The organism is Collinsella sp. AM40-7AC (genome assembly GCF_003468125.1).
GTDB classification, from domain to species: domain Bacteria; phylum Actinomycetota; class Coriobacteriia; order Coriobacteriales; family Coriobacteriaceae; genus Collinsella; species Collinsella aerofaciens_O.
In genome coordinates this window covers 1-12,011 of record NZ_QSGK01000014.1, presented here as the reverse complement: position 1 = coordinate 12,011, position 12,011 = coordinate 1, and the positions used below count along the sequence as shown (strand labels likewise).

The following is a 12,011-nucleotide window of genomic DNA, read 5'->3' as shown; positions in this document are numbered from 1 at the left end:
CGGACGTTTGTGGGCGGATGCTCAAATCTATTGTGGCAATCGGGCGGTTGAAAAAGATATTTCAACCGCCCGATTGCCAGGTTCGTCGGAGGAGATGTCCGATTCCGACTCTCTTGTAGGAAGAGCTTGAGATCGTATTGGCCCAAGGCAATCTTAAAGCAGTCTCATTGGCAAATCTTCGCTCCTGTTGTGTTGAGGTGTAAGGTATCAGTGATTGATGTTTTGTGGCGGGTAGATTGGGGCCTTCCTTGATTCGATGCGTTCTCTCGAGGTTCATCAGAGCAAAAGGGGCTTTCGTCTTCATTGCTATCACGGTGATTGGAACCGCTCTCTCCTATGCCATGCCATACGTGAACGGGAAATTCTTAGATTTTCTTCTCGGTAACCGCAGCGAAAGAGACGCCGTACTCTTCGCGCTCCTGGTTGCGTCAATAGGAGTTTTCTCCACCCTCTTTACTTATTTTGCAGGAACACTTTCCATTCGCATAACCACGAGACTTTCCTTTGATCTTCTCAGGGAGGCCGTCTTGCGTTTTGAAAGAGACGATTACTTGGTGAGTCGGACCATCGATCCAGCCTATACAACGCAACGGATTATTTCCGACTCTAGCGTGGTCTCATCCTTCGTTTTGGCGAATTTTATCAGTGCGCCGCTGTCCATTGTAGCCATTCCCATCGTATTGCTTATCATATGGTCAATTGATTCAACTCTCGCGGTGTTTTCCATCATTCTCCTCATCGTGTATTTCTGTGTAATTACTGGGTTGAGGAAACTTTTGTATAGGGTCACGTATGAGAAGAAAGAGGCGGACAGCGCCTTTTACGCCGCAATTGCATCGCAGCTTAATCAGATTCTCAACATTCAACTGACATCTTCGTACGGCAAGAGCGAACAAGCGCTCGACGCTGGGTTTAAGAGCTATTTTCCCAAAGTTTTGCGCTCCGGAAAGCTATCATATTCTCTGACATCGCTCGATGGTCTTTTCGCAGCGTTGTTTCAAGCGGTGATACTTGTTGTTTCCGGAGTACGAATCATTAACGGAACTATGTCAATAGGCGAGTACACTATCATCGGTACATACTTCGCGGTTCTCTTTAAGACTTTGAAAAGTATGATGTCATTGTTCAAATCCTATCAAGATGCCAAAGCATCATGGGATAGGACGGCTATCGCGACGAGAGAAAAGGAGAGATCGGGGTGGAATCGGACCGATTTAGCTAAACTCGATGAAATAAATGACATTTCGGTATCTGATTTGGAATTCTCGGTTGCCCTTCCAGACGGATCTGTCCGAGAGGTCCTCGGCGGGTTTTCTTTCAAGTTTTCCGGTCCTGGTACATATTGCATAGTTGGGGAAAACGGAAGAGGCAAGACGTCACTTCTTTACTTGATGCTCGGGCTATACTCATCGAAAGGCAAAGTAAAATACAACGGCGTGCCAATCGAAGAATGCGACTTGGATTACATACGTGCGAGAGAGATATCGTGCTGCCCACAGTCGTGCTTCGCGCCGGACGAAACGGTGAAAGAGCTGTTAGAGTATTTCGACACGCCCTTTTCTTCCTATCACCGGGGTGTAGATGGCCTACTTTCGCTGGAAAACAGCGTGAAGGAGTTGCTCGGGAAACGTTGCTCCGCGCTTTCGGGCGGTGAGCTGCGCCGAGTGTACTTATGGTCGGCGATTTCACGCAAGTCGTCAGTTTTGGTACTCGACGAGCCCACGACTGGGTTAGACGCTGTAAGCCGCGCCGAGCTTGCGGCCTATGTTAAGCGCAACAAGCAAAGCCAGCTGATCATCATTGTCTCTCACGATGACGAGATGGTCGGCGCGGTAGAAGGGGTAGTGGATTTAGGCAGCATGTACCGGGGTAAATGCTGACAAGTGTAGTGCTACCCAACTGACAGAGATAACAAAAAAGCGATGCAGATGCACGTAGCATTCAGTCGGTTCGGACTCGGTGCCTTCACGCCATCGCAACGCTTTCAGATATAGTTCTCATTCTCTTACTAAAGGAAACTTTAGTCTACGTTGTCTTGTCGAGACAGAGGTGAAGCGAAGTGTTGTCGCGACGTATCTTATTCCAGGTGGCTCAGTATCATCGTGAGAATCACACCAAAGTGTACTTACAATTCTCGTGTCCCACGGACAACATGAGCTGAGCATTGAGGTTCCACCCTTTGCTGCAACTACACGGGGTTGGACGGCAATGAATATGCCGGGCCGCATGCCACGCGCAGCGGGGGTCCATGCCCCAGTATGTTGCCTACAGCAGCCTCGATGTCCACGCACACATCATCTCTGCCTTCGTGTTCAATCCGTTTGCCGGAGAGTGCGAGGGTTACAAGGCCGTAGAATACGAGCCGAACAAATGAAATGCGGTATCGACGCATAGGATTAAACTGACGATTGCTTTGCACCGAAAATACGCCCGGAAAGCCGCTATGGGTGGCGGCCCGGGTTAAATTGAGAGGCCCGTCCGATCACTTTCATGTGACGAACGGTCGGGCTTCTTATTCCACTTGCCAATGCTCGGCTCATATTGGAAGAAAGCTACGCTAATGTTTGCGTGATACTCCTATTTTTTCCGAAGAAAGAATCGGATAATGAAGAATAACAATAAAAAAGGTGCTAGATATAAAGCAAGTACAAAGGTTAATCCAACGAGACCTTGCAATAATGGCATAACTCCTCCCAGACACGAGATTTTGGTATTTGTCCCCATCTTATTTTGAATTGGACCAAATAGTTCCTAGACACAAAAACTACTCGTCAACTGGATCGCACCAATCTGCTGGCAAAACACAGCTTGATTCTTTATCGACATAGCACCAATCCGCAACAGGGCACTCGGCGATGTCGTAAAAATTGCATATATCAACTCCAAGACAACAAGGCTCAACGGGAGTATGTTCATTTGAACCAACAGGATGGATATGCTTCATAACAGCTCCTCACCTTAATCCAATTAGAGACTACGTTTGATCAATGCCACAGTGATCTACAACGCAGATGCTGCCGCCATCCATGTCATAGTCGCAGTAATCGTATGCACCACAGCCATCTGCTTTATCATAAACAGTACAGATGTCAGTAATGCCCAAGAGGCAGTCAAAAGACATCGGCTTCACGCCTGCCTCGTCGCCACTTCCTGGATTAATCGGATGAATATGCTTCACGACTACCTCCCTTTGAGTGCAGAAAAACCTCAATATTGTGTATAACAAACCAAGATGTCTAGTTCACCATATTTCTAGAATGGTTTCGGCGAACGTAGCAATAAGCTTCGCAGACGGTAATCAGAAGAACGAACACCTCCACAATGGTGACAGCAATGCGCTGAACCGCTTATTCCGATACAGTAGCTTCTCGTTGATTTTTCTCCTGCGAAGATGAGTGGCGGGAAATAAGGTCAAAAGCCATCTCGTAGCACATTTTTCTATATTCACATGATGCAGGGTGTAGACTCTTGGGCAAGTAGCCGTGCTCGTCTGCAGCCTCCCAGCTACAGCCCCCACCACAGAAAGACCGAGCCCAACAGTCCGTACAGTCAATTCTTTTTTCGACACCCTGACTCCAGTTTTCAATATACCTAGTTTCGTCAATTCCGGTGACGATGTTGCCCATTTTGAATCGCATCATCCCGACAAACCTGTGACAGGGGTATACGTCCCCTTCGGGAGTCACGGAAATAAAACGCCTGCCAGCCCCGCATCCGACAAAGGCGATCCTGTTGCTCATAATCAAATCAACTGCAGTTTTCAATGTTCTAAACAAGGGCTTTTCCCCTTGATCAATCTGTTTGAGATATTGATCCGCCAAATCTATTAGGCCCGCCCTGATTTTGTTTAATGAGTGTTCGTCGAGTTTGATATTCTCATCGAATGAGCTCACGGGCGAGAAGTAAATCCTTCTGAAGCCCATCTCTTTAAACTGAAGATAGTCTTCAACAAGGTTACAGTTATTATTTGTTAAGGTCGCTCTTGCGCCGAAGGGGAACGACTCGGAAAAACGACGAACGTTTTTGTCGATATCGGAGAAAGAGCCGCCTCCCGTCTTGTACGGGCGCGATGCATCGTGCTTGCATCCTGTACCATCGAGACTAATCAGAACAGAAAACCCGTGCTCCTTGAAAGAATTCACAGCAGTGTCATTCAAAAGCGTTCCGTTGGTCGTAATAGAATAGGTAAAGTTTCTATTGGGGTATATTCTTTTTGAATAGTCGACCGTTTTCCATATCAGCGGCTCGTTAATCATGGGTTCCCCACCAAAAAAGACGATTGCAAGCGTTTCGTTTTCCGATGAACTTGCGACGAGGTAGTCGACCGCCTTGAAGGCTATCTCGTCTGTCATCAGCAGAGGAGACGTTCCATAATCTCCTTTACCGGCAAAACAGTAACTACAACCAAGGTTGCATGCATGTGAAACGTGGAGTTCGATGGATCTAAGTTTTCGAGGCGTGTCTTTTGTTAAGAAAGTCCGCTCAGACAATCGTTGATACTCATCAATGTCGTCTTCAAGTTCTGCTATGGTCGTTTGGTCGTAGCCTTTCGCAGCAAGTGACTTTGTTAGCAACTTCGAGTTGACCGTTCTTCCCGATGCTTCAAATATGCGAAGCGCATCTTCTGATGCTTGGTCAACCTGAAAGCAATTGCGAGTGACCTCATCGAAGCAGTAACGACGATCACTTACTGAGAAAAAATGCATACGTTCCTCAATTTCATGCTGGACTGGCACTAACCTTGTTTATTGTTACGCAGCTATAAAAAACCACCAGCGGGGATTCGGTGTGCGGCCCAATCGGACTCCCAAAAGGTTCTATTTGAGACTGGCAAGCTTTGTGTTGTTGGCACTTCGACAGCGCTCTTTATTCCAACATGGAGCCTCGCAGTTTGAGTCGACTTGCCTCTGGAAGGTCCGATCTCAACTTGATTTAGGATGAAAACAGATTACAGGCGCGCTCCTCTAGAAAGAAAGGAAACCAATCGCCGCCTTTCACCAGGAAAGTTTTTATAGCCCACCTCGAGCAAAATGAAAGATGCGAGAGCGATTGGGGAACAACGCGAATCTCCCCTTTTGGGTGGGAGCGAGCCTTCAGCCACCGGCGAACGACTCGCCCTGGTCAGAATCTGGAAGTGGTGCCGGGCCGCTTGGGCCTCCCCGGTGACTTCGTGGGGCTTACCTGCCTGACGTCGAGGAGTACATCCGCAAGATTCGTTCCCTATGCCGTTTGCTCTCACGCCCGCCTTGGTTCCAAGTCGGGCGAGCACGAGGTCGCGCCGGCGCATCCGCTGGGACTGCTGCGCGTGCAAAACGGCTACGCGGTGAGCGTCCCGCGCTGGATTCAGCCGAGTGAGGAAGGCGTCGAGATCGGCGCGCTGGCAACGGGGGAGGGCGGCATCACCGATGTGGGCGATGACGTTTCGGCTCGCCATGCCCACGTGTGGTGCGATGACCAAAATGTCTGGTACGTTGAGGACCTGTCGTCCACCAACGGAACCGTGGTGGTAAACGACGCGACGAACGTCTGCACCCAGGTCGAGCCCGGCCGCTCCGCCCAGCTCAACCCCGGTGACGAGCTCAAGCTCGGAGAATCCACAACCTACGCCATCCTCCTCGGCGCCCTCTGACTCATCTCCTAAATAAGTTGCGGTGAAATAGGGGCTGTTTAAGGCTACGGCCGGCAAAAACAGTTCCTATTTCACCGCAGCTGCCATTTGGTCCCTCGGTGACGGAAGGATCAATTTTGCCCTTGATGGTCACCCAAGGTAAACCTTTACCGCCCGCCTATATTTGCCGAAATTACACTTGACGGCGGGGTACAATAAACCCGCATGCGGATTTCCGTTGCGGGCGCTTCCCATCGCCGGGGCGTGCCCGGGAGCATCCGGCATGCGGCCTTTGCGGCGCTCGGTCATGTGCAAGACGGGTAGCTGGGCTTGTGGAGCGCGTGCAGCCCTCCTCGCCTCGGCATGCCTTCTCTCCACGCCATGTACCTGCTGCTGAGCCTGCCTGCCAGATGATTGGAAGCAACAGCGAAAATCCCATCACGCCAACATCCCGGCGATCGCCGGGGCCTGTATACCTATATGAGAGGAGAGGGGTATATGGCGCGTAAGTTTAAGTCTATGGACGGCAACGAGGCGGCCGCATATGTTTCGTATGCGTACACCGAGGTAGCGGGAATCTATCCCATTACGCCGTCCAGCCCGATGGCCGACCATGTCGACCAGTGGGCGGCCCAGGGTCGCAAGAATATCTTCGGCACCCCGGTCAAGGTCGTCGAGATGGAGTCCGAGGCAGGTGCAGCCGGTACCGTTCACGGTTCGCTGGGCGCCGGTGCTCTGACCACCACCTACACGGCTTCTCAGGGTCTGCTCCTGATGATCCCGAACATGTACAAGATCGCGGGCGAGCAGCTCCCGGGCGTCTTCCACGTCTCCGCGCGTTGCGTCGCTTCCCACGCCCTGAACATCTTTGGCGATCACTCCGACGTCATGGCCTGCCGCCAGACCGGTTTCGCCATGCTCGCCGAGGGCAACGTCCAGGAGGTCATGGACCTCTCGCCGGTGGCTCACCTTGCCGCCATCGAGGGTAAGACCCCGTTCCTTAACTTCTTCGACGGCTTCCGCACCAGCCACGAGATCCAGAAGGTCGCCATGTGGGACTACAAGGATCTGGCCGAGATGTGCGACATGGACGCCGTCCAGGCTTTCCGCGACCACGCGCTCAACCCTGAGCACCCGCACACCCGCGGCAGCCACGAGAACGGCGATATCTTCTTCCAGAACCGTGAGGCCTGCAACAAGGTCTACGACGAGCTTCCCGCCGTCGTCGAGGGCTACATGAAGAAGATCAACGAGAAGCTCGGCACCGATTACGGCCTGTTCAACTACTACGGCGCTCCCGATGCTGATCGCGTCGTCGTGTGCATGGGCTCCTTCTGCGACGTGCTCGAGGAAGTCATCGACTACCTCAACGCTCACGGCGAGAAGGTCGGCCTGGTCAAGGTTCGCCTGTTCCGCCCGTTCTCCATCAAGCACTTTGTGGACGTTCTCCCCGAGACCGTCCAGAAGATCGCCGTCATGGACCGTACCAAGGAGCCGGGTTCCATCGGCGAGCCGCTCTACCAGGACGTCGTCTCCGCTCTCTACGAGGCCGGCAAGACGGGCATCAAGGTCGTCGGCGGCCGTTATGGCCTGGGCAGCAAGGACACGCCTCCCGCGTCCGCGTTCGCTGTCTTCGAGGAGCTCAAGAAGGACGAGCCCAAGCGCGAGTTCACCATCGGCATTGTCGATGACGTGACCAACCTGAGCCTGCCCGAGGCCGAGGATGCGCCCAACACCGCAGCCCCCGGCACCATCGAGTGCAAGTTCTGGGGTCTGGGTGGCGACGGTACCGTCGGCGCCAACAAGAACTCGATCAAGATCATCGGCGACCACACCGACAAGTACGTCCAGGCCTACTTCCAGTACGACTCCAAGAAGACCGGCGGCGTCACTGTCTCGCACCTGCGCTTTGGTGATTCCCCGATCCGCTCGCCGTACTACGTGACCAAGGCCGACTTTGTCGCTTGCCACAACCCCAGCTACATCGTTAAGGGCTTCAAGATGGTCCGCGACGTCAAGCCGGGCGGCACCTTCCTGGTCAACTGCCAGTGGAGCGACGAGGAGTTCGCCGAGCACATGCCCGCCGTGGCCAAGCGCTACATCGCGAACAACAACGTCAACGTCTACCTGATCGACGCTATCGACCTGGCGGCCAAGGTCGGCATGGGCAAGCGCACCAACACGGTGCTCCAGTCCGCCTTCTTCGCGCTGGCCAAGGTCCTGCCCGCCGAGAACGCCCTGCAGTACATGAAGGACGCGGCTACCAAGTCCTACATGAAGAAGGGCCAGGCTATCGTCGACGCCAACCACAAGGCCATCGATGCCGGCGCTACCGCCTTCCGTAAGTTCGAGGTTCCGGCCGACTGGGCTACCGCCGAGGATGCCGCTCCCGTCGAGCTCTCCGAGGAGACCAAGTCCGCTATCGCCCAGCAGGTCAAGAACCTGCTCGAGCCCATCGATCGCATGGACGGCGACAGCCTGCCTGTTTCCGCCTTCGTCGATTGCGCCGACGGCCAGTTTGAGCTGGGCGCCTCCGCATACGAGAAGCGCGGCGTCGCCGTGGTCGTTCCCCACTGGGACGAGACCAAGTGCATCCAGTGCAACCAGTGCGCCTACGTGTGCCCGCATGCCACCATCCGTCCGTTTGCGATGACCGAGGACGAGGCTGCCGCCGCGCCCGAGGCTACCCGCACGCTCGACGCCATGGGCCCCAAGGCCAAGGGCATGAAGTTCACCATGGCTGTGTCCCCGCTCGACTGCATGGGTTGCACCAACTGCGTCAAGGTTTGCCCCAAGGGCGCCCTCGAGATGGTTCCCACCGAGCAGGAGATGGACCAGCAGCCCGTTTGGGACTACATGGTCGAGAACGTCTCCGAGAAGAAGGAGCTCATCGCGGCCAACGTCAAGGGCAGCCAGTTTAAGCAGCCCTACCTGGAGTTCTCCGGCTCCTGCGCCGGCTGCGCCGAGACCGCCTATGCACGTCTGGTGACCCAGGTCGCCGGCGACCGCATGTTCATTTCCAACGCCACCGGCTGCTCCTCCATTTGGGGCAACCCCGCTGCCACCGCTCCTTACTGCAAGGACAAGGACGGTCACGGCCCGGCGTGGAACAACTCCCTGTTCGAGGACAATGCCGAGCACGGCCTGGGCATGGCCGTTGGCTATGAGGCCGTTCAGCACAAGCTGATCGCCGCTACCCAGGACATCATCGCTGCCGATGGTCCGTCCGATGAGCTCAAGGCCGCCGGCCAGGCTTGGATCGACTCCGTCAACGACGCCGAGGCCTCCAAGACCGCTGCCGCTGCCTACGTTGCCGAGCTCGAGAAGTGCGGCTGCGACGCTTCCAAGGCGATCCTCGCCGACAAGGCTTACCTCACCAAGAAGTCCTTCTGGATCTTCGGCGGCGACGGCTGGGCCTACGACATCGGCTTCGGTGGCCTGGACCACGTCCTGGCTTCCGGCCACAACGTCAACGTCTTCGTCTTCGACACCGAGGTTTACTCCAACACCGGTGGTCAGGCCTCCAAGGCCTCGAACTTGGGCCAGGTCGCTCAGTTCGCCGCCGCCGGTAAGGTGACCAAGAAGAAGTCTCTGGCCGAGATTGCCATGAGCTACGGCTACGTCTACGTGGCACAGGTTGCCATGGGCGCCAACCCGGCTCAGACCCTCAAGGCCATCCACGAGGCCGAGGCCTACGACGGCCCGTCCCTCATCATCGGCTACAGCCCCTGCGAGATGCACTCCATCAAGAAGGGCGGCATGCAGAACTGCCAGGCCGAGATGAAGAAGGCTGTCGAGTGCGGTTACTGGAACCTCTTCCGCTTCAACCCCGAGGCTGCTGCCGGCAAGAAGTTCTCACTCGATTCCAAGGAGCCCGCGGGCGGTTATCAGGAGTTCCTGATGAACGAGGCCCGTTACGCTTCGCTGACGCGTTCCTTCCCCGAGCGCGCCGAGGAGCTCTTCAAGGAGAACGAGCAGGCCGCTATGGACCGCTACGCTCACCTGTTGAAGCTCAAGACGGTGTACAACGAGGCCTAGGTCTCCCACCGCAGGATCTGAGGGCTAACCTTCGCGGACGTCCTCGGACATGAAAGAACCCCCGCTGCGCACTACGTGCGGCGGGGGTTCTTTCGTCCTGCGGAGTGTCCGCGAAGGTTAGCCCTCAGATCCTGCTACGACTACGTCCTCAGATTGTGTGGGCTGATGAAGGACGTGGTTGGTGGGGTGCCTTGTCCCGGTCGCTGTTTCGCGGCTTTGCCGCGAAACCACGCGCTGCTTTGGGCATAGAGGGGGACCTGGTTGCGGACCCAGATGGCCTAGAGGGATATGGGTGCAAACGAGAAATCGTTGTTGGGGTCGTCCTTTTCCATAAACTCATCGAGGCAGAATGTCATATAGATTGGAACGTACAGGACCTTGCCCTCTTTGCTGAGGTTCTCGTGACTTAGCACAACGGCCTCGGGGATTTTGTACTCGCTCACGCTCATCAGACGGTCGAGGGCCGCATGGGCTCGAACCTTCTTGCCCGATTTGACCTCGATTGGGACAACGTGCCCGCGGGTGCCTTCGATCACAAAGTCAACTTCGCCGACCTCGCGTGTCTGGAAGTACCATGCATCAGTTCCAAGGGCGACAAGCTCCTGCGCGACCACGTTCTCATAGAGACCGCCGAGGTTGGGGGTTTTCGTATCAAGGTAGACAGCGCGTGCCGTGCTGCCGGGATACCGTGATGCGAGCATGCCTGTATCAGACTCGTATAGTTTAAAGGCGGTCGCCTTCTCTGTCCTCTTAAGAGGACTCCGGGCCTCCGTCACCTGGGCGACCATCAAACCGACGCCCGCGTTCACCAGCCATAGGAAATCCTGCTCGTATTTTTGAAGGCGAGCCCCCTCGCCCAGGGATGAAACAACAAAGCGATGGGACTCCGCCTCAAGCTGAACGGGAATTTGTTCGAAAATCGCGCGAACGTTAAACGCTCGAGTCGATGCATATTTAGAGATATCACTTTTGTACTGATCGACCAGCTGAATTTGAAGCTCACGCGTCCTCACGAGTGAATAACCCGAATCGATATAGTTCTGTACGACCTCCGGCATGCCGCCGCAAACGATATAAGCTCTAAAGTTTTTGAGCATCGCCTCATGAATATAGTTTTCGACGGGACGCCTCTCGACAAGGCAGCTGCGGATGTCTGCAAGCACATTCTCGCTGATGCTGTTTGCCCAACAAAACTCTTCAAAATCCATTGGCCGCATAACAATGTGCTCGACATACCCCACCGGGAAAGAAGAGATCCCCTTAAACTCAGTCCCAAGCATAGACCCCGAGAAGACATAGCTAAAGCGCCCGTCCTCGACCAACGCCTTCATGAGCGTGACGATCTGCGGATACTCCTGTATTTCATCGACAAAGATAAGCGTATCTCCCTCAACAAGCGGTGCATCCGCAAGAAGGGCCACGCGGTTGATAAAGTCAACGGCGTTCTTAGCGCCAATGAGCACATCTCTTGCCTCGGCATCGATCAGCAAATTGGCCTCAAAATACGACGCGTAGTTGTCTTTACCAAACGCGCGAATCGCATAGCTCTTGCCAATTTGACGCGCACCGGTAACAAGCAATGCCTTATGAGAGTTATTTTTCCAGTTCAAAAGCCTGTCAGTGACCTTACGGCGTAGCATTAAAACACCTCATTGACAAAATTTGGCAAATAGATTTGCCCATAATCATACAAAAATTGGCAAATAGATTTGACCCAAATCGTACAAAAATTGGCAGATAGCAAAGATTCGCTTAGGTCTCAAAGCCATCGAGTCGGCGCGGTGCCATGCGAAAACGCTGGGGACGCCGTTAGCGTTCTCGGCTGCTTGGGTGGGCAGGAGCGAAAGTGCGTCAGCGGCGTTCATGCAATACCCGACGGTAAAGTTCTATACTGCAAACTCACAGTCGCTTGCCGCAAAGTGAAGCGCGATTGGCTATCCCTTTTGTTGGATGAAAAGCCCCGTGTTATTGCAGGGGTGCATACTTGTCTTGCAAGTGCATAGAATCTCGTATAGTGCGAGTAAATAGTTGCAGTGTCCGTTATGTGTTTAGCAAAGATATAGTTTGCATAATCCAGCCTAATCTCTGCTCTAATTAAATAAAGTCGCACGTAGATGACGTAAACATGTGTGAGCTGGGCTTCTTTACGCTGAGCGGGTAAAAACGACCGTTCACCGTTAAACTATTTTCAAAATGAATAAAATGAGCGATAAAGAGAATATAAACCTTAATAAACTCGCGTATTGCACGGACGCGGGTTATTAATGGGTTGTAGGCCTTTTACAGAAAGGATTCCAGCAATGTCTAAGCCTCTTGGTAAGCCCGATCGCATCGTCGTCGCCCTCGGCGGCAACGCCCTCGGCAA

The 12,011-nt window shown here is 54.0% G+C and carries 7 protein-coding genes; 4 read left to right on the top strand and 3 right to left on the bottom strand.

Features of this window, described 5'->3' with window-relative positions:
• Positions 1 to 248: 248 nt before the first annotated feature.
• Both DW892_RS09550 and DW892_RS10635 read left to right on the top strand, forming a co-directional pair.
• Positions 249 to 1,880 carry an ABC transporter ATP-binding protein gene (locus tag DW892_RS09550; RefSeq protein ID WP_055310069.1) on the top strand — a complete coding sequence of 544 codons (1,632 nt, stop codon included), beginning with the start codon at positions 249 to 251 and terminating at the stop codon, positions 1,878 to 1,880.
• A 368-nt stretch (positions 1,881 to 2,248) separates the two neighbouring features.
• Complete coding sequence (locus DW892_RS10635) at positions 2,249 to 2,374, top strand: hypothetical protein (RefSeq protein WP_255413194.1); 126 nt, start codon at positions 2,249 to 2,251, stop codon at positions 2,372 to 2,374.
• A 600-nt stretch (positions 2,375 to 2,974) separates the two neighbouring features.
• On the opposite strand, the gene DW892_RS10330 is transcribed toward DW892_RS10635, so the two are convergent.
• Together DW892_RS10330 and DW892_RS09545 are read right to left on the bottom strand one after the other, a co-directional pair.
• The gene (locus tag DW892_RS10330) at positions 2,975 to 3,178 is read right to left on the bottom strand and encodes a hypothetical protein (protein WP_124785779.1); all 204 of its coding nucleotides are present in this window, start codon (positions 3,176 to 3,178) and stop codon (positions 2,975 to 2,977) included.
• A 169-nt stretch (positions 3,179 to 3,347) separates the two neighbouring features.
• Positions 3,348 to 4,706, bottom strand: coding sequence for a radical SAM protein (locus tag DW892_RS09545; protein WP_082421808.1), 1,359 nt, complete (start codon positions 4,704 to 4,706; stop codon positions 3,348 to 3,350).
• A 431-nt stretch (positions 4,707 to 5,137) separates the two neighbouring features.
• Here DW892_RS09545 and DW892_RS09540 point away from each other — a divergent pair, with 431 nt between their 5' ends.
• Positions 5,138 to 5,629, top strand: coding sequence for an FHA domain-containing protein (locus DW892_RS09540; RefSeq protein WP_187365023.1), 492 nt, complete (start codon positions 5,138 to 5,140; stop codon positions 5,627 to 5,629).
• A 477-nt stretch (positions 5,630 to 6,106) separates the two neighbouring features.
• The gene (gene nifJ, locus DW892_RS09535) at positions 6,107 to 9,646 is read left to right on the top strand and encodes a pyruvate:ferredoxin (flavodoxin) oxidoreductase (RefSeq protein WP_117767207.1); all 3,540 of its coding nucleotides are present in this window, start codon (positions 6,107 to 6,109) and stop codon (positions 9,644 to 9,646) included.
• A 278-nt stretch (positions 9,647 to 9,924) separates the two neighbouring features.
• On the opposite strand, the gene DW892_RS09530 is transcribed toward nifJ, so the two are convergent.
• Positions 9,925 to 11,286, bottom strand: coding sequence for an ATP-binding protein (locus tag DW892_RS09530; RefSeq protein WP_117767205.1), 1,362 nt, complete (start codon positions 11,284 to 11,286; stop codon positions 9,925 to 9,927).
• Between the last annotated feature and the right edge of the window lie 725 nt (positions 11,287 to 12,011).